Here is a 17,348-nt window from a genome sequence, read left to right on the forward strand (position 1 = left end):
ACCCTCTCCTCCATGGATGCGAATGAGGATGCCCGGCTGCTGGTCCGGCCGGACCCCGCCGACCCCCGCCTGACCCGCCGCGTCACCGGCCTGGATCACACCGGCGCGCGCATCGAGGCGAGCGTGACGGTGGAGCGGCCGCTGACGCTGTTCCTGAACGGGCAGGAGATCGTCACCATGATGACGATCCTCGACCGGCCGGAGGATCTGGCGCTGGGCTACCTGCTGAACCAGGGCATGCTGCGGCCGGACGACCGGGTGACAGCGGTGGAGTACGATGAGGATCTGCAGGTGGTGGTGGTGCGCACCGAACGCCGCACCGATTACGAGGCGAAGCTGAAGAAGAAGACCCTGACCAGCGGCTGCGCCCAGGGCACTGCCTTCGGCGACCTGATGGAGGATTTTTCCGCGGCGCGGCTGCCGGCAGCGGCGGAGATCCGCACCTCGGACCTCTACCGGCTGCTGCACCGCATCAACACCCTGCCGACGCTCTACCTGGAGGCAGGGGCGATCCATGGCTGCGCCCTCTGCGAGCGCGACTGGCCGCTGGCCTATATGGAGGATGTCGGCCGGCACAATGCGGTGGACAAGATCGCGGGGTGGATGTTCCGCACCGGGACCGCGGGCGGGGACAAGATCTTCTACACCACCGGACGGCTGACCTCGGAAATGGTGATCAAGACCGTGCGGATGGGGATCCCGATCCTCGTCTCCCGCAGCGGCTTCACCGCCTGGGGGGTGGAATTGGCGCGGGAGGTGGGGCTGACGCTGATCGGGCGGTGCAAGGGGAAGCGGTTCACCGCGCTGGCGGGGGAGGGGCGGATCGTGTTCGACGCGGACCTCGCCTATGTCGAGGAGGAAAGCGCGAAGCACTGGCGGAAGAACAGCCGGGAGGCTGAGGGCGGGTGAGCGCGCCCGGATGCGGCGAGCATTGCGGGGTGGCGGGGCCGGCCTCAAGGACGCTTCGCGCCGGCTGCGCCGGTCGCCTGGCGGCGATCCTTGACCCCGACCCCACCACCCCGCACCGCAAGCGCATGGCCGGGACGGAGGAACAGCGCCTTTGACCGAACATAGGAACAAGGGCTTGCTTGGCGTGGTGCTGGCCGGGGGGCTGGCGCGGCGGATGGGCGGCGGGGACAAGCCGCTGCGATTGCTGGCGGGGCGGCCGCTGCTGTCGCATGTGCTGGAACGGTTGGTGCCGCAGGTCGGGGAGGTGGTGCTGAACGCCAATGGCGATCCGGCGCGGTTCGCCGCCTTCGGCCTTCCCGTGCTGGCGGACCCGCTGCCGGACTACCCCGGGCCGCTCGCCGGCGTGCTGGCGGCGCTGGACTGGGCGGCGGCGCAGCGGCCGGGGGTGGCGACGGTGCTCTCCGTGCCGGGGGACGGGCCCTTCCTGCCGCCGGACCTGGCGGCGCGGCTGGAGGCGGCGCGCCAGGAAGCGGGGGTGCTGCTGGCCTGCGCCGCCTCGGGCGGCTGGACCCACCCGCCGATCGGCCTCTGGCCCGTGGCGCTGCGCGGCGAATTGCGCGCCGCCCTGCTGGCCGGCGAACGCAAGATCGACCGCTGGACGGCCCGCTTCGGCTGCGCCACGGCGGAATGGCCGACCGAGCCCCTGGACCCCTTCTTCAACGCCAATACGGCCGAGGAGCTGGCGACAGCGGAGCAGGCCTTGCAACGGACCGGCGGCGCACCCATAGGCTGAGCGGAGCCGCATCCGAAAGGAGCCCGCCGTGAAAGCCGTCCTCACCGGCATCGTCCTCGCCGCCCTGCTGGCCGTTGCCGCCGCCTTCGTGCTGGACACGGAAATCCAGCAGACCGCGGAGCAGCATTACCGGACGGAGGCGGTGCGGCTGTAGTGGCCTGATTCCGAAGTCCTGCGGGCTTCGTTCTCAGGCCGCCGGGCCTTGTTTTTTGCAACCGCCTGCTTCTCCGCTTGGTTCGCCGGAAATGCGGCGAAGCTGGCGGGCAGGGCACCGGTGCGGCGTCCCGCTGGCCATGCCGGCACGAACCGCTCCCGGTTTTCGTTCATGGCATGCCCAGGCGACGGGCGACCCGCCTGGCCTGAGGATGCTCCGGCATTCCGCACGCGGCGTTGCGGCAGGCCGGCGGCCTGGGCCGCGACGCATCGGCGCCGCGCGACCGGGCGGCGGGGCGGCGATCCGGAACCGGGGTGGCTTGCCGCCGGCGGCGCTTGGGCGCAGCCTGCGCCGGCATGCTGCCCTTCCTCCGCCGCCATTCCAGCGCCGTGGTCATCGGCGCCATCGGCCTGCTGGCCGGCGCCCTGGTCTATCGGCTGCGCGGCCCGGCCGCCTTCCATCATGCGCTCGGCAACGCCGTCGGGCTGTTCCTGATGATCCTGCCGGCCATGCTGGCGGGCCTGCTGCTGGCGGGCAGCCTGAAGCAGCTCGTCCCCACCGGCGTGCTGGCCAAATGGATGGGCTCCGAGAGCGGCATGCGCGGGCTGCTGCTGGCGACGGTCGCCGGCATGGCCATGCCGGGCGGGCCGATGGCCGCCTTCCCCCTGGTGCTGGTGCTGGCCCAGGGCGGGGCGGACCGGGGCGCGCTGATCGCCTTCATCGTCGCCTGGGCGCTGAATGGGCTGCAGCGCGTGCTGGTCTGGGAGGTGCCGCTGCTGGGCGCGGATTTCGCCTTGCTGCGCTTCCTCTGCGGCCTGCCTTTGCCCTTCATCGCCGGCGCCCTGGCGCGACGGGTGCCCATAAGCTGGTCGCCGCCCGGGATGGGCCCGGCATGACGCCAGGGCAGATCCTCCTCCTCGCTGCCGCGGCCATCGCCTTCGGCTTCACCCTGCGGCGCGGCGTGCCGACGGCGCAGCGGGCGCTGCGGGAGACCGGGGAGACGGTGGTGCGCGTGCTGCCCCTGCTGGCCCTCGCCTTGCCCATGGCCGCTTTCCTGGCGGAGCTGATCCCGGCCGATATCGGCGCCGGCTGGCTGGGGCCGGAGAGCGGGCTGCCCGGCCTCGTCATCGCCTCCCTGGCCGGCGGCTTCATCCCGGGCGGACCTTTCGTCTCCTTTCCCCTGGTGCTGACCTTCATGAAGGCCGGGGCGGGCGGGCCGCAGATGGTGGCGCTGATCTCCGGCTGGGCGATCCTCGGCTTCCACCGGGTGATCGCCTGGGAATGGCCGGTGCTGGGGCCGCGCTTCATCATCATCCGGCTGATCGCCTCGCTGGCGCTGCCGGTGCTGGCCGGGCTGCTGGCGGAGCTGCTGCTGCCGAGCTTTCCGCATGCGCTGGTGCGGCCTTGAGAGGGGCGTCGCGCCGTAAGGCGCGCCTTACGGCGCGACGCCTCGCAAACTCTCCCCGCCAAGGGCCGAAGGGCCCTTCGAACCCTCGAGTTTTGCGTCTCGACGTCGGGGTCCAAGACTCATGGTTTCCAAGGCCCTTCGGCCTTTGGCGGGAGGAGTTCGAGGACGGGGTCGCGGCACGGCCACGACGCCCTCCTCCATCAGGCCGCCCGGAACAGCAGGCTGGCATTCGTCCCGCCGAACCCGAAGCTGTTCGACATCGCCGCTCTTATGGGCCTGTCCTGCGCTACCCAGGCCACCCGGTCGATCGGGCTCTCGCGGCTCGGCGCATCCAGGTTCAGGGTCGGCGGCGCCACCTGGTCGCGGAGGGCCAGCACGCAGAAGATCGCCTCCGCCGCCCCCGCCGCCCCCAGCATGTGGCCGGTGGCGGATTTGGTGGAGGACATGGCCAGGCCCCGCGCCGCCGCGCCCCAGAGCCGCTCCACCGCCTCCAGCTCCAGATCGTCGCCGAGCGGGGTGGAGGTGCCATGCGCGTTCACATAGCCGACCTCGTCCGGCGCCATCCCGGCCTGGCGCAGCGCCGCGCGCATGGCGCGCTCCGCCCCGGCATGCCCTGCCGCCGGCGCGGTGACGTGGTAGGCGTCGCCGGACAGCCCGTAGCCGACGATCTCGGCATGGATGCGCGCCCCGCGCCGCCGCGCATGCTCGAGGGATTCCAGCAGCACCATGCCGGCGCCCTCGCCCATGACGAAGCCGTCCCGCTCCCGGTCCCAGGGTCGGGAGGCGCGGCCGGGCGTGTCGTTGAAGCCGGTGGAGAGCGCCCGCGCCGCGGCGAAGCCGGCGATCCCGAGCTCGCTGATCGCTGCATCCACGCCGCCGGCCAGCATCACCTCCGCCTCGCCGCAGGCGATCAGCCGCGCCGCATCGCCCAGCGCATGCGCGCCGGAGGAGCAGGCGGTGGAGACGGCGCGGCGCGGCCCGAGGAAGGTGAAGGTCTCGGCGAGGCGGGTGGCGAGCTGATGGATCAGCGCCCCCGGCAGCACGCTGTGCGGGCTGCGCCTGGCGACGCCGTTCTGCAGCCGCTGCGCGCCTTCATGGATGCTGTCCAGCGCGCCGCAGCCGGAACCGATGGAGATCCCGCTGCCTTCCAGCGCAGCCGCCTCCGCCGGCGTCCAGCCGGCATCCGCCAGGGCCTGGCGGGCGGCGATGAGGGCGAGCTGCCCGGCCCGGTCGGCGCGGTCCGGTGCCTGGCGGGCGGGCAGTTCGGACCACACGCCGGGCGGCACCTGGCCGGCGACGCGGCAGGGCAGGCCATCCGCGTTGAAGGCCGTCAGGCTGCCGATGCCGGTCTGCGAGGCCAGCAACCGGCGCCAGACCGGCTCGATCCCCTGGCCAAGCGGGCAGACCAGCCCCAGGCCGGTGATGACGACTCGCCGCATGCTGGCTTCCCATCCGCGTCCCTGGGATGTGGCGGAGGCGGCAGTGGCGGAACAGTGAAGCTTTGGGGAAAGCGGCCTGACCGGATGGCGACGAAGGGCTGACGGCTGGGAGGCAGCGGCGTGTCAGCCGCGGGCGGTGGGTTGCGCCTGGCGGATGCAACCTCCGGTGCCGGGGCGCGTGGGGGGCGGGCGCGGTCCAGCCGGCGGGGCACGATGGTACGGCCATCAAGGACGGAGTCCCAGAACCTTGCAAGCCGGCGCGAGGCGGGCGGCCTCGCCGGGACTCTCAAGCCAGCGGGCGGCGGGGCGGGCGGACGTCCCCCGGGCCATCGAGCCGGCACGCGGCGGGGCTGGCTTCCTTCGTATTCAAGCCGATGCGCAGCAACCCCGATCCTCAGGCCAACGCGCAGCGGACGGCCTCTCCGGCTCCTCGAGCCAGCGCGCGCGGCACACCCCACCGCGCTGACGGCAGCGCCGCCAAGCCTCCGCGAGCGCGCGTCAGCCGGCGGTCCCGGCGATGCGGGCGGCCTGTTCCATCGCCTCCACGAAGCCGCCGCAGCGCGCCATGCCGGTGCTGCCATCCTGCTGCCGCCAAAGCAGCGTCACCGGCACCACCTCGCGTCCGCCGCGGCCGATGACCGGCCGGGCCCAGATGCGGAAGCGGATGCCCGCGCCATCCCATTCCCAGCGGGTCAGGCCGAGCAAGGGCGGCGGCGAAGGCGAGGCCTGAAGGGGCATGGCGCCTGCTTAGCGCCGTTTCTCGAACATATCAAGAACATCTCAGCGGATCAGCACTGCCCGCACATCGTTCACATTGGTCAGCGTCGGCCCGGTCACCACCAGATCGCCCAGCGCGCGGAAGAGGCCGGTGCTGTCATGCCCGGCCAGCGCCGCCCGCGGGTCCAGCCCCAGCGCCCGCGCCCGGGCCAGGGTTTCCGGCGTGGCGATCGCGCCGGCGCAATCGGATTTCCCGTCGATGCCGTCCGTGTCGCAGCACAGCGCCCAGATATCGGGGTGCCCGTCCAGCGCCAGGGCGAGGCCGAGCAGGGTTTCCGTCCCCCGCCCGCCCTCGCCGGCCGGGCCGGCGATGGTCACCGTCGCCTCCCCGCCGGAGAGCAGCACGCAGGGGGGCCGCAGCGGCAGGCCATGGGCGGCGGCGGAGAGGGCGATGCCGCCCAGCACCCGCCCCATCTCCCGCGCCTCGCCTTCCAGCGCATCGCCCAGGATCAGCGGCGCCAGCCCTTCCGCCCGCGCCGCCTCGGCCATGGCCTGCAGCGCCAGCAGGGGCGTGGCGATCATCCGCAGCTCGGTATCGGCCAGGCGGGGATCGCCGGGCTTCGGGCTTTCCTCCGCGGCTGCCGCCAGGTGGCGCGTCACCGCCTCCGGCAGGGCCATGCGGTAATGCGCGACCAGGGCGCGGGCCTCGGCGAAGCTGGTCGGGTCCGGGACGGTGGGGCCGGAGGCGATGACCGCCGGGTCATCCCCCGGCACGTCGGAAATCGCCAGCGTCACCACCCGCGCCGGATGCGCCGCCGCCGCCAGCCGGCCGCCGGAAAAGGCGCTCAGATGCTTGCGGATGCAATTCATCTCGGTGATGGGGGCGCCGCTCCGCAGCAGCTCCCGGTTCACCGCCTTGAGGTCCTCCAGCGTCAGCCCGGGGGCGGGGAGGGTAGAGAGGGAGGAGCCGCCGCCGGAGACCAGGAACAGCACCAGATCCTGGGGCGAGAGGCCGCGGACCAGTGCCAGCATCTCGGCCGCCGCGGCGGCGCCGGCTTCGTCCGGCACGGGATGGGCGCCGAAGCGGATGGCGATGCGGCGGCCGGGCGGCGGCTCCGGCAGGTCGGCGCCATGCGGGCAGAGGGCGAGGCCGGTGAGCGGCACCCCGGCCCATGCCCGCTCCACCGCCAGCGCCATCTTCGCCGCCGCCTTGCCGAGGCCGATGACGAGGGTGCGGCCGCCCTGCGGCGGTGCCGGCAGATGCGGCGGCAGGGCCACCAGCGGGTCGGCCGCCGCCAGCCCGGCCTGGAAGAGGCGCCGGAGCGCCGCCCGCGCGGTTGCGTCATCCCAGGCCATGCCTTGCCCCCCCTGCTGCCCTGCCTATCTCCCGCAGCGGCGGCGCGGCGTCCAGTTGCGGCGGGGGGTGGGACCGCTTCCGGCGCCCAGGCCCCGGCCGCCCCGCTGGCAGCCGCTTCTGCAACCCGTTTGGGACCCTGAGGCAGCCTCTGGCAGCCGCCTTCGCGTTATTGCGGTGGCATGGTGCCCTTCTGGCGCCCTCCTCCGGCAGCCTCTGGCAGCCGCCTTCGCGCCCTGGCGCTCCCCTTGGCACCCCGCTCCGGCAACCCTCTTGTCAGCCCGGCAAGCCCCTTCTGCCAGGCTCCCCTTACGGCCCCCTCTGGCAGCCCCGCGCCCCTTGCCCCAAATTGACCGCGACCGAAGCCGGCGCCGCGCGAGGAGGACCCCATGGCCACACCCGAGATCGACGACAAGACCCGCACCGAGCTGGAGGCGGCCGCCTTCCGCACCCTGGTCCAGCATCTGCGCGAGCGTACCGATGTGCAGAACATCGACCTGATGAACCTGGCCGGGTTCTGCCGCAATTGCCTGAGCAAATGGTACCGGGCCGAGGCCGAGGCGAAGGGCATCCCGCTGAGCGACCCGGAGGCGCGGGAGATCATCTACGGCATGCCCTACAAGGAGTGGCAGGCGAAGTACCAGAAGGAGGCGACGGCCGAGCAGAAGGCGAAATTCGCCGCCGCGGCGCCGCATACCCCCTGACCCGACACCTGGCCGCCAGCGGGCCGCGCTGGCCGGCCGCCAAGGAAAAGGAAGGGGCCCGTGGCATGTCGCCGCCGAGGCCTGAGGCGCCGGGGCTGTCTGCCCGGTGGCGGGGGCGGGGAGCGCCATCTGCCCCGGCGTCCGCGCGCGCAGAAGGCGCCGCGGCTGCACCTTCATGGCCTGCGGCCCGGAGCTGGCCGCCTTGGGGCATGGCCCGGCCGGCTGGCGAGGGCCGCGGCGGGGCAGGGTGGGGTCGTCCAGCGGCAAGGGCGGCGGGGCGGGCGCCGCCAGAGGTCATTGATCCACCCCCCTCGGGCCGGGTATCTCCCCGCCCTTCTTCTCTGGGGGAGTGGGGATGAGCGAAGCTGAGGCAGCGGCGAACCGGGCACGGACCGATGATCCGGAGGTGGGCGGCATCGCCGTGGACCGGCTGCGCTCGATCATCGAGCGGATCGAGCGGCTGGAGGAGGAGCGCAAGGCCCTGGCCGGCGACATCAAGGACATCTTCGCCGAGGCGAAATCCGCCGGCTTCGACGTGAAGGTGATCCGCCAGATCATCTCCATCCGGAAGAAGGAGCCCGCGGAGGTGGAGGAGCAGGAGACGCTGCTCGACCTCTACCGCCGCGCGCTGGGGATGTGAGCGTGGCCGGCGGCGCGCCGGGCGACGGGGGACCCCCACCGGGCCAGGCCGGCGGCCCCGGCGCGGGGACCGGCGGGCCGATCCTGGGCTGGCACGCCCATCTCTACTACGCCACGCCGGAGGAGCGCGCCCTGGCGGCGGCGATCCGGGCGGAGATCGCGGCGCTGTTCCCCGCCGCGGTGCTCGGCCGCTGGCGGGATGGGCCGGTGGGGCCGCATCCACGGGCGATGTACCAGGTGGCCTTCGGGCCCGGGCTGTTCCCCGCTTTCGTGCCCTGGCTGGCGCTCAACCGGCGGGGGCTGACGGTGCTGCTGCATCCGGAGACGGGGCGGCAACGCGCCGATCATTCGGCCCATGCGATGTGGCTGGGCGAGGTGCTGCCGCTGAAGCTGGAGGTGCTGCCGGCGTAGGTTCCGGGCCCGCGATCCCGCAGCGGCCTTTGCGTTGCGGCGGCCGGCCCGCCCCGTCCGCTCCCCGTGCCGGAGATCCGGCGGACAGGAGTTGAGACCCCCTCCAACGCGAAAAGGCCGGGCAGGGCCCGGCCAACGACGCATCGTCGTGCGGTGCCAGGCCGAGGCCCGGCCGCGACTATTTGATCTTGGCTTCGCGGAAGACGACGTGCTTGCGCACGACCGGATCGTACTTCTTCAGTTCCAGCTTGCCGGTGGCGGTGCGGGCATTCTTCTTGGTGACGTAGAAGAAACCGGTCTCGGCGCTGCTGACCAGCTTGATCTGGATGGTGTTGGCTTTGGCCATGACGAGCCCTGTAACTCTGCGGGCCGCTGGGCGGCCGGTAAGGGGAGGGGGCGCAAGCTAGCGGGGAAATCGTGAGGGTCAAGGGGAAATGGAGGCGTCGCCCGCAAACCCCCGCCAGGGGCGCTGCTCCTGGACCCGGCCGGCGGGCCGGACCACTCGCCGTACCCCCCCCGGTCCGATGCGGCAGGTTGAGCCCTCGGGTCCGAAATTTCAGACCGGGGTCCGGGGAGGGGGCCGGCACTGCCGGCAACCACCGGCGGGGTGCAGGGCCGGCGCCCCTGCCGGGCCGTCACCGGTCTTTCCCGATCGCCGCCGCATAAGCCTCCGCCACCTCCAGCAGCGCCCGCGCCGTGCTCTCATCCGAGGCCCTTCCCTCCGCCGGCGGGCAGGCGCTGCGCAGCGTGGCGATCTCCGCCTCCGGCACCGGCGCCCGCAGCGCCCGCGCCCGCGCCAGCACCGCCGCCATGGGCGAGTCCTCCCCCCGCCGCAGCCGCGCCAGCGCCGCCTCGGTGGCCTCCGTGCCGAGGCTGGTGCAGACCGCCGGCAGCACCCCCAGCCCCTGAATCGGCCAGCCCCGCGGCGCCAGCACCCGGGACCAGCTCACCAGCAGCTCCGCCCCATTCGGCAGCGGCACGACGATCTGGATCAGCCCCTTGCCCATGGTGGCGCTGCCCACCACCACGGCCCGGCCCCGGTCCGCCAGCGCCGCCGCCACGATCTCCGCCGCCGAGGCGGTGCGGCCATCCACCAGCACCACCACCGGCAGCCCCTCCGCCAGATCCGGCCCGCTCGCCTCCCACACCCGGATCGCCTCCGGGTGGCGGCCGGCGGTCTGGGCGAGCACGCCGTCGCTGAGGAAATTCCCCGCCACCGCCGCCGCCTGGCCCAGCAGCCCGCCGCGATTGCCGCGCAGGTCCAGCACCACGCCGCGCGGCCGCGAGGGGCGCATCCCCTCCCGCAGCGCCGCGGCCAGCCGCGCCTCCGTCAGGCCGGAGAAGCTGTGCAGGCGGATCCACAGCACCTCCTCCCGCCGCTCGGCGGAAAGCGGTTCCGGCAGATGGGGGATGCGGTGCAGCAGCACCTCGAAGCGCCGGCGGCCGCGGGCCAGGCGCAGCGCCACCGGGGTGCCGGCCGGGCCTTCCAGCAGCAGCGCGGCCTCGGCCAGGTTGCGGGCGGAAACCGGCACGCCTTCCACCGCCAGCAGCCGGTCCCCGGGGCGCAGCCCGGCCCGGGCGGCCGGCCCGTCCGGCGCCAGCGCCGCCACCACCACTGCCCGCCCCCGGCCGGCCGCCAGGCTGAAGCCGAGCCCGGCCTGGCCGACGCGGCGGGTGCGGGCGGCCAGCGCCTCGGCCGGGGAGACGTAGCGGCTATAGGGGTCCAGGTGGTTGAACAGCTCGTCGAAGGCGGAGCGCAGCATGGCCTCCTGCCCCGCCCGGCGCAGCGCCGGGGAGGCGCGCCACCCCGCCTCGAACAGCGCCGCCAGCGCCAGGCCGAGCGGCACCGCCGCGGCTTCCGGCGCGGTGCCGGGGGGCGGGTTCGGCACCGGCCGGCTGGCGACGGGCCGTTCCGGGCGGGACAGCAGCAGGGTGCCGGCGCGCAGCTCCGGCTTCAGCTCCGGATCCAGCACGGCGAGGCCGCGCAGCGACCAGAGGCCGAGCTCCGCCGGGCTCGCCGCTTCCAGATGCCGTTCCAGCACCATGCCGAGGGCGATGGCGAGGACGGATTGCACCTGGTCCCGCACGAAGCCCGGCTCCTCGACCGCCAGCGCCCGCAGCGGCGCCAGCAGCAGCGCCAGGACCAGGGGCGCGGCGAGGAGGCCGCGCCGCCCGCTGCCCTGACGCGGCTTTGCCGCGGCGGGCTGCGCAAGGCGATGGGAAGGCAGCGATTCCCCAGGGCCCCCCCAAAGCCGCGCCGCGGCTGCGTGGGGAGCTAGAGTATTTTCAAGTCCGGCGGAATCGCCGGACGACTCGGAAAATGCGATCAACAAAGGGCTAGAGCGGTTTCGCGCTGCACAGTCAGCGTGAAACCGCTCTAGCGCCGCCGCCGCCGCGGGACGGGGGGCATGCCCTGCAGCAGGTGGAACACCATGCCGCCGGTCAGCGGATTCGCCTCCGCAAGCCGGGCCTCCGCCGCCTCGCCCAGGGCGAAGCGCAGACCAGACCTTTCCCCGGCCAAGGCCTGACGGCCTTCGTCCAGCACCCATCGATCATCCGGCAGAGAATTGAGCGGCACGAGTCCGCTCGCGCCATTCGCCAATAGGGTGACGAAGAGGCCGAAGCGTGTCACTCCGGAAATGCGTGCGGCGAACACCTCTCCCACGCGCTGTGCCATGAAGGCCGCAAGGTAGCGCTCCACCGCGTCGCGCTCGGCCGCGGCGGCGCGGCGCTCGGTCGCGGTGATGTGCTCGCCGCTGTCCGGGAAGCGGGCCGCCTCTTCCTCGGTCAGCCCATCGGGCGGCCCGCCGGTGCCGAGCTTCAGGCCGCGGATCAGGGCGCGATGCACCAGCAGGTCGGCGTAGCGGCGGATGGGGCTGGTGAAATGGGCGTAGCGCGCCAGGGCCAGGCCGAAATGGCCGATATTGTCCGGCGCATAGGCCGCCTGGGACTGGCTGCGCAGCACCGCCTCATGCACCAGCGGGGCTTCCGGCGTGTCGCGCGTTGTCTCCAGCACTTTGGCGAAATTCCGGGGATGCAGCTCATTGCCGGGCGGCAGGGTGATGCCGAAGCTGCCGAGGAATTGCCGGAGGCCTTCCAGCTTGCGGTCCGCCGGCCGGTCATGCACGCGGTACATGCAGGGCTGGCCAAGCCTTTCCAGCTCCTCCGCCGCCGCGACATTGGCGAGGATCATGAACTCCTCGATCAGCCGGTGGCTGTCGAGGCGGGTGCGGGGTTCCACCGCCAGCACGCGGCCCTCGGGGGAAAGGCGGACGCGGCGTTCCGGTACGTCGAGATCGAGGGTGCCGCGCGCCTCGCGGGCGGCGGCGAGGGCGCGGAAGGCGCCGTAGAGGGCATCGCGGATGCCGGCGGGGTCGGCGCCCGCTTCCACCTCCTCATAGGTCAGGCGGGCGGCGCTGCGCATCAGGCCGCGGCCGAAGCGATGCGAAAGCTTGCGGCCGGCGGCGTCGATGCGGAGCTCAGCGAAGAGGCAGCCGCGATCCTCCCCGGGCTTCAGGCTGCACCAGCCATTGGAGAGCGCCTCGGGCAGCATGGGCACGACGCGGTCGGGGAAATAGACGCTGTTGCCGCGCGTCCAGGCCTCGCGGTCCAGGGCCGAGCCCGGCGTGACGTAATGCGCGACATCGGCGATGGCGACGAGGAGCCGCCAGCCCCTTTCGCCCCCTGGGCCATCGGCCTCGGCCCAGACCGCATCGTCGAAATCCCGCGCATCCTCGCCATCGATGGTGACGAGCGGGAGGGGTCGGAGATCCTCGCGGCCCGTCTCGCTGACGCCACGGGCGCGCTCCGCCTCGCGCAGCGCCTCGGCGGGGAAGAGGTCCGGAATGCCATGGGCATGGATGCAGAGGAGGGAGACGGAGCGCGCCTCCCCCATGCGGCCGAGGCGTTCGACGATGCGGGCGGGGCGGGGGCCGAGCCGGCCCCGGTCGCGGAACGCCGCAGGCGTGGAGGGTGAATCGGTGCCTCCCAGGTGGCGGCCGGGCAGGGGCTCGGCGAAGACGATCTCGCCGGGCTCGGCGCCACCGGATTCGCCGAGGGGCACCTGCCATTCCGCCTTGTGGCGGCGGTCGGTGGGGATGATCCGGCCTGCCTCATAGACGCCCAGGATGCGCGCCGGCGTGCCGCCGCCGATGCGCTTCATGCTGCGGCCTTCGTATTTGCCGCCGCCGATGAATCTCAGCCGGGCCAGCACCCGTTCGCCGGGAGCCAGCGCCGCCTGGCCGGCCGGTTCCGGGCGCATGTAGATGACGGGAGCGCGGCCCTGCTCCGCCTTCCAACCCAGTGGGCGGGCGAGGGGCTCGCCATCCAGGTCGATGCCGAAGATTTCCACCGGCAGCACCTCCGGCAGCCGGTCGCCGCGCGGGGGCGGGGTGAAGGCGCCCTCGGCCTCCAGCGCCTTCAGCAGCACGCGGAGAGCGGGACGCTGTTCCGCGGTCAGGCCGAAATGCCGGGCGATGTCGTTCTTGCCGAGGCGGTCCGGGCTTTCGGCCAGCAGGCGGCGGATCTCGGCCTTGCTGGGCAGGGGGCGGGGTGGCGGCGTGGTCATTGGGGGCGCTGCCCCCAAGCCCCCGCCGGGGCCAGGACCTGGCCCCGGACCCCGGTCCGAGTTTGCGGTTCAACCTGCCGACTCACACCGGGGTCCGGGGGGTGGTCCACCCCCCGGCGGGGTCCAGGGGCAGCGCCCCTGGCGGGGGTTTCGGGGGCGGAGCCCCCGATCTTCCCCATCACCCCTTGCTCTTCTTCGCCGCCGGCTTCTTCGCGGCCGGCGCGGCTGTCTTCGCCGCCGGCTTGGCCTTGGGCTTGGCCGCAGCCGTCTTGCGCGGCGTCGGCGGAGCGGTGGGAACGGCTTCCGGCGCCTCCGCCGCGGCCGCGCGCTTCGGCGCGGCTTTCGCCTTGGCCTTCGCCCCGGCCTTCCCCTTCGGCGCCAGCTCCTTGCCCTTCTCCGCCAGCAGCGCGACGGCCTCGTCCAGCGTGATCTCTTCCATCGCCACGCTGCGCGGGAGGTTCGCCACGGTCTTGCCGTGCTGGGCGTAGGGGCCGAAGCGCCCCTTCTTCACCTCCACCGTCACGCCGTCCTTCGGGTGCGGCCCCAGCACCCGCACCTTGGCGCGCGCCTTGGCCAGCAGCTCCATCGCCCGGTTCATGCCGAGGCTGAGCACGTCATCCCCCGGCTCCAGCGACTGGAAGATGGAGCCGACCTTGATGTACGGCCCGAACCGCCCGAGGCCGGCCTGGATCTCCTCGCCGCTCTCCGGATCCTGGCCGATCACCCGTGGCAGGGAGAGCAGCTTCAGCGCCCGTTCCAGGTCCAGCGTGTCCGGGTCCATGTCCCGCGTCAGGCTGGCGCGGCGCGGCTTGGTCGGCTTGCCGCGCTCATCGACGCCGCCCTCGCCGAGCTGGACATAGACGCCGTAGGGGCCACGGCGGACCGTCACCATCTCGCCGGTCGCCGGGTCGCGGCCCAGCTCGCGCGGGCCTTCCGTCAGGCCGGTGGCGCCCTCGCCCTCGGCGCCGGGCGCGATCAGCGGGCGGGTGTAGCGGCAATCCGGGTAGTTGGAGCAGCCGATGAAGGCGCCCGTCCGCCCCAGCCTGAGGCCGAGCCGGCCGCTGCCGCAGGCCGGGCAGGCGCGCGGGTCCACGCCGTCGCCGCGCTCGGGGAAGAAATGCGGCCCCAGCTCCTCGTCCAGCGCGTCGATGACATCGCTGATCTTCAGATCCTTGGTGGCATCGACGGCTTTCTTGAAGGCCTCCCAGAAGGCCCGCATCACCTCCCGCCAATCCACCTTGCCGTCGGAGATCTCGTCGAGCTGTTCCTCGAGCGCGGCGGTGAAGCCGGTATCGACATAGCGCTCGAAGAATTTCACCAGGAAGGAGGTGACGAGGCGGCCGCGATCCTCCGGGATGAAGCGGCGCTTCTCCAGCTTCACATAGTCCCGGTCCTGCAGGGTCTGCAGGATGGAGGCGTAGGTGGAGGGGCGGCCGATGCCCAGCTCCTCCAGCTTCTTGACGAGAGAGGCTTCCGAGTAGCGCGGCGGCGGCTGGGTGAAGTGCTGGCTCGCCGTCACCTCGCCGCGCTTCAGCGGGTCCCGCTCCCGCATGGGCGGCAGGGTGCGGCTTTCCTCGTCGTCGCTGGCGGCGGCGACGCCGGTAATGCCGGCGCGGGCATCGGCGGCGCGGTCATCCTCGTCTTCCCGGTACAGCTTCAGGAAGCCGTCGAAGGCGATGACGGAGCCCGTGGCGCGCAGGATGGTCTGCTTCGCCAGGTCGGCGATCTCGACCGTGGTCTGGTCGAGTTCGGCGGATTGCATCTGGGAGGCGACGGCGCGCTTCCAGATCAGCTCGTAGAGGCGCCGCTGCCGCTCATCCAGATAGGGCGCGACGCGCTCCGGCGTGTTGCGCACATCGGTCGGGCGGATGGCCTCGTGCGCTTCCTGGGCGTTCTTCGCCTTGCTCTGGTATTCGCGCGGCGCGGCCGGCAGGTAGTCGGCGCCGAATTCGCCCTTCACATGGTCGCGGATGGCGGCGATCGCCTCCCGCGCCATCTGCACGCCATCGGTCCGCATATAGGTAATCAGGCCGACGGTCTCGCCGCCGATCTCGACGCCCTCATAGAGCTGCTGGGCGGTGCGCATGGTCACCTGCGCGCCCATGCCGAGCTTGCGGCTGGCCTCCATCTGCAGGGTGGAGGTGGTGAAGGGCGGCGGCGGGTGGCGCTTGACCCGGCGCTTCTCCACCGACAGCACGCTGAACTCGCCAGCCTCCACCGCCGCCTTGGCGCGCATGGCGGCGGCCTCGTTCGGCAGGTCGAATTGCTCGAGCTTCTTGCCGTTCAGGTGGGTGAGTCGGGCGGTGAAGGGGGCGCCCTGGGGCGTCAGGAAGCGGCTTTCCACCGTCCAGTATTCGCGGGCCCGGAAGGCCTCGATCTCGGCCTCGCGCTCGCAGATCAGCCGCAGCGCGACGGATTGCACGCGGCCCGCCGAACGGCTGCCGGGCAGCTTGCGCCACAGCACCGGGGAGAGGGTGAAGCCCACCAGGTAGTCCAGCGCGCGGCGCGCCATATAGGCGTCGATCAGCGGCGCATCCAGCTCGCGCGGATGGGCGATGGCGTATTGCACCGCCCGCCTGGTGATCTCGTTGAAGGTGATGCGGCGGACTTCGAGGCCCTTCAGCGCGCCCTTCCGCGCCAGCATCTCCCGCACATGCCAGGAGATCGCCTCCCCCTCGCGGTCCGGGTCGGTGGCGAGGAAGAGGCGGCGGGCGCCCTTCAGCGCGCGGGCGATCTCGTTCACCTGCCGCTCGCCACGGTCCTCGCTCTCCCAATCCATGGCGAAATCCTCCTCCGGCCGGACGGAGCCGTCCTTCGGGGGGAGGTCGCGGACATGGCCGAAGCTCGCCAGCACGGTGAAGTCGCGGCCGAGATATTTGTTGATGGTCTTGGCCTTGGCGGGCGATTCGACGACGACGACGTCGGGCATGGAGCAGGGATCCACTGGGCCGTTCTGGCCACGCGATTGATGGCTCGGGAGGGTCTCGTGCCAGATCTTTCAGGCCGGACCGAGGCGCGCCACGCGGTTCCCCGGCAGCATTTCCACCCGCCCGGCCAGTTCGAGATCGAGCAGGATCGCCTGGACCGCGGAGGGGGACAGGTGGCAGCGCCGCATCACCTCGTCAACCGCGATCGGCGTCGGTCCAAGCAATTCAAGAACTTGTTCCGCGGCGCCCAGCGGTTCCGGGGAGTCGGGCAGGGGCGCCGCAACCGGTTCCGGCGGTGGCCAGCCGCGGCCCGGGGCGAAAAGCGGCGCCTCCCGGGGCGCCTCCGGCAGGTGGGCCAGCACATCCTCCACCCCCTCCGTCAGATGCGCCCCCTGGCGGATGAGGTCGTTGGAGCCGCGGCAGCGGGGGTCGAGCGGGGAGCCGGGGACGGCGAAGAGCTCCCGCCCCGCCTCCAGCGCCAGGCGGGCGGTGATGAGGCTGCCGGAGCGCAGCGCCGCCTCCACCACCACCACGCCGAGGGCGAGGCCGGCCACGATCCGGTTGCGCCGGGGGAAGTGGCGGGCGAGGGGGGCGGTGCCGAGCGGCGCCTCGGCCAGCACGGCGCCGCCCTCGGCGATGATCCGGGCCTGCAGCCCGGCATGCTCCGGCGGGTAGGGCAGGTCCACCCCGCCGGCGACGCAGGCGATGGTCCGGCCTTCCCGCAGCGCGCCGAGATGCGCCGCGGCATCGACGCCGCGGGCGAGGCCGGAGACCACCGCCAGCCCTTCCCTGGCCAGGGCGGCGGCCAGCTCCTCCGCCAGCCGCCGCCCGGCGGCGGAGGCGTTGCGGGCGCCGACCAGGGCGACGGCGCGGGGGGAGAGCGCCGCCGGGTCGCCGAGCAGGGCAAGCACGGGCGGCGCATCCTCCTGCATCGCCAGCAGCGCCGGGTAGGGCGGCTCCCCCAGATGCAGGAAGCGGCCGCCGAGCCTGGCCAGCGCCTCCGCCTCCCGCCGCGCCTCGGCTTCCGGGTGGAGGGCGAAGGGCGCGCCGCGGCGGGCGGCGAGCCGGGGCAGCGCGTCCAGCGCGGCGGCGGCGCTGCCGTGGCGCGCCAGCAGCCGGCGGAAGGTGAGGGGGCCGATGCCCTCCGTGCGGGCCAGGCGCAGCCGGGCCAGGGTCTCCGCCGGGGCGCATGTCATTTCCTTCATCCGGCTATGGCCTTCACGCTTCTTTTGTGTCCGCAACGGAAGCTGCCGCGTCCCGCAGCACCGGCGCTGCGGGAGCGCCGCCAGCCAGCTTCACGGGGCCAGCTTCACGGGGTAGGACAAC

At 73.3% G+C, this 17,348-nt stretch carries 16 protein-coding genes; 8 read left to right on the top strand and 8 right to left on the bottom strand.

The genetic code is table 11. The features are described 5' to 3' along the window. The first annotated feature begins 12 nt into the window (after positions 1–12). From fdhD to E5N76_RS08780, 5 genes are all read left to right on the top strand, one after another. Complete coding sequence (gene fdhD / locus E5N76_RS08765; protein WP_149536915.1) at positions 13–909, top strand: formate dehydrogenase accessory sulfurtransferase FdhD; 897 nt, start codon at positions 13–15, stop codon at positions 907–909. Between the two features lie 151 nt (positions 910–1,060). Then, the gene (gene mobA / locus E5N76_RS08770) at positions 1,061–1,702 is read left to right on the top strand and encodes a molybdenum cofactor guanylyltransferase MobA (protein ID WP_149536916.1); all 642 of its coding nucleotides are present in this window, start codon (positions 1,061–1,063) and stop codon (positions 1,700–1,702) included. A gap of 28 nt (positions 1,703–1,730) precedes the next feature. After that, positions 1,731–1,856 carry a hypothetical protein gene (locus E5N76_RS30995; RefSeq protein ID WP_268921295.1) on the top strand — a complete coding sequence of 42 codons (126 nt, stop codon included), beginning with the start codon at positions 1,731–1,733 and terminating at the stop codon, positions 1,854–1,856. 356 nt (positions 1,857–2,212) lie between these two features. Continuing rightward, positions 2,213–2,752, top strand: a complete 540-nt coding sequence (locus tag E5N76_RS08775; RefSeq protein WP_149536917.1) for a permease — start codon at positions 2,213–2,215, stop codon at positions 2,750–2,752. Then, positions 2,749–3,264 carry a permease gene (locus tag E5N76_RS08780; protein ID WP_149536918.1) on the top strand — a complete coding sequence of 172 codons (516 nt, stop codon included), beginning with the start codon at positions 2,749–2,751 and terminating at the stop codon, positions 3,262–3,264. Before E5N76_RS08775 ends, E5N76_RS08780 begins: the two co-directional genes overlap by 4 nt. Before the next feature lie 200 nt (positions 3,265–3,464). Here the strand turns inward: E5N76_RS08780 and fabF are convergent, their stop codons facing one another. The 3 genes from fabF to E5N76_RS08795 form a co-directional block, all read right to left on the bottom strand. Continuing rightward, on the bottom strand, positions 3,465–4,703 hold the full coding sequence (fabF, locus tag E5N76_RS08785) for a beta-ketoacyl-ACP synthase II (RefSeq protein ID WP_149536919.1): 1,239 nt from the start codon (positions 4,701–4,703) through the stop codon (positions 3,465–3,467). A 498-nt stretch (positions 4,704–5,201) separates the two neighbouring features. Next, positions 5,202–5,441: a hypothetical protein gene (locus tag E5N76_RS08790; RefSeq protein ID WP_149536920.1), complete on the bottom strand. Its 240-nt coding sequence runs from the start codon at positions 5,439–5,441 to the stop codon at positions 5,202–5,204. Positions 5,442–5,483: 42 nt separating this feature from the next. After that, positions 5,484–6,776: a glycerate kinase type-2 family protein gene (locus E5N76_RS08795; RefSeq protein WP_149536921.1), complete on the bottom strand. Its 1,293-nt coding sequence runs from the start codon at positions 6,774–6,776 to the stop codon at positions 5,484–5,486. A 387-nt stretch (positions 6,777–7,163) separates the two neighbouring features. Between E5N76_RS08795 and E5N76_RS08800 the strand changes: the two genes are divergently transcribed. From E5N76_RS08800 to E5N76_RS08810, 3 genes are all read left to right on the top strand, one after another. Further along, positions 7,164–7,478: a DUF1244 domain-containing protein gene (locus E5N76_RS08800; protein ID WP_149536922.1), complete on the top strand. Its 315-nt coding sequence runs from the start codon at positions 7,164–7,166 to the stop codon at positions 7,476–7,478. A gap of 355 nt (positions 7,479–7,833) precedes the next feature. Beyond that, the gene (locus tag E5N76_RS08805; RefSeq protein ID WP_149536923.1) at positions 7,834–8,118 is read left to right on the top strand and encodes a DUF2312 domain-containing protein; all 285 of its coding nucleotides are present in this window, start codon (positions 7,834–7,836) and stop codon (positions 8,116–8,118) included. 2 nt (positions 8,119–8,120) lie between these two features. Then, positions 8,121–8,528 (top strand): DOPA 4,5-dioxygenase family protein, encoded by a 408-nt coding sequence (locus tag E5N76_RS08810; RefSeq protein ID WP_235907634.1) that lies wholly within the window; start codon positions 8,121–8,123, stop codon positions 8,526–8,528. 178 nt (positions 8,529–8,706) lie between these two features. Here the strand turns inward: E5N76_RS08810 and rpmG are convergent, their stop codons facing one another. The 5 genes from rpmG to dprA all read right to left on the bottom strand — a co-directional run bounded on the left by rpmG (position 8,707) and on the right by dprA (position 17,218). Continuing rightward, on the bottom strand, positions 8,707–8,874 hold the full coding sequence (gene rpmG / locus E5N76_RS08815) for a 50S ribosomal protein L33 (protein WP_149536924.1): 168 nt from the start codon (positions 8,872–8,874) through the stop codon (positions 8,707–8,709). Between the two features lie 289 nt (positions 8,875–9,163). Further along, a complete protein-coding gene (locus tag E5N76_RS08820; protein WP_149536925.1) occupies positions 9,164–10,615 on the bottom strand; it encodes a S41 family peptidase in 1,452 nt (483 codons plus the stop codon). Between the two features lie 290 nt (positions 10,616–10,905). Continuing rightward, positions 10,906–13,095 carry a ribonuclease R family protein gene (locus E5N76_RS08825; protein ID WP_149536926.1) on the bottom strand — a complete coding sequence of 730 codons (2,190 nt, stop codon included), beginning with the start codon at positions 13,093–13,095 and terminating at the stop codon, positions 10,906–10,908. Positions 13,096–13,273: 178 nt separating this feature from the next. Beyond that, a complete protein-coding gene (gene topA / locus E5N76_RS08830) occupies positions 13,274–16,024 on the bottom strand; it encodes a type I DNA topoisomerase (protein WP_149536927.1) in 2,751 nt (916 codons plus the stop codon). Positions 16,025–16,093: 69 nt separating this feature from the next. After that, positions 16,094–17,218, bottom strand: a complete 1,125-nt coding sequence (dprA, locus tag E5N76_RS08835; RefSeq protein WP_149536928.1) for a DNA-processing protein DprA — start codon at positions 17,216–17,218, stop codon at positions 16,094–16,096. Positions 17,219–17,348: the final 130 nt, after the last annotated feature.

The organism is Siccirubricoccus phaeus (assembly GCF_008360935.1).
Taxonomy (GTDB): Bacteria; Pseudomonadota; Alphaproteobacteria; order Acetobacterales; family Acetobacteraceae; genus Siccirubricoccus; species Siccirubricoccus phaeus.

Bases quoted from the DNA above. Each gene is read 5' to 3' on its own strand.
- fdhD (WP_149536915.1), top strand. From the start codon at position 13: ATGGATGCGAATGAGGATGCCCGGCTGCTGGTCCGGCCGGACCCCGCC.
- E5N76_RS08825 (WP_149536926.1), bottom strand. From the start codon at position 13,095: ATGACCACGCCGCCACCCCGCCCCCTGCCCAGCAAGGCCGAGATCCGC.
- E5N76_RS08780 (WP_149536918.1), top strand. From the start codon at position 2,749: ATGACGCCAGGGCAGATCCTCCTCCTCGCTGCCGCGGCCATCGCCTTC.
- fabF (WP_149536919.1), bottom strand. From the start codon at position 4,703: ATGCGGCGAGTCGTCATCACCGGCCTGGGGCTGGTCTGCCCGCTTGGC.
- E5N76_RS08795 (WP_149536921.1), bottom strand. From the start codon at position 6,776: ATGGCCTGGGATGACGCAACCGCGCGGGCGGCGCTCCGGCGCCTCTTC.
- topA (WP_149536927.1), bottom strand. From the start codon at position 16,024: ATGCCCGACGTCGTCGTCGTCGAATCGCCCGCCAAGGCCAAGACCATC.
- rpmG (WP_149536924.1), bottom strand. From the start codon at position 8,874: ATGGCCAAAGCCAACACCATCCAGATCAAGCTGGTCAGCAGCGCCGAG.
- E5N76_RS08790 (WP_149536920.1), bottom strand. From the start codon at position 5,441: ATGCCCCTTCAGGCCTCGCCTTCGCCGCCGCCCTTGCTCGGCCTGACC.
- dprA (WP_149536928.1), bottom strand. From the start codon at position 17,218: ATGACATGCGCCCCGGCGGAGACCCTGGCCCGGCTGCGCCTGGCCCGC.
- E5N76_RS08805 (WP_149536923.1), top strand. From the start codon at position 7,834: ATGAGCGAAGCTGAGGCAGCGGCGAACCGGGCACGGACCGATGATCCG.
- E5N76_RS08775 (WP_149536917.1), top strand. From the start codon at position 2,213: ATGCTGCCCTTCCTCCGCCGCCATTCCAGCGCCGTGGTCATCGGCGCC.
- E5N76_RS08800 (WP_149536922.1), top strand. From the start codon at position 7,164: ATGGCCACACCCGAGATCGACGACAAGACCCGCACCGAGCTGGAGGCG.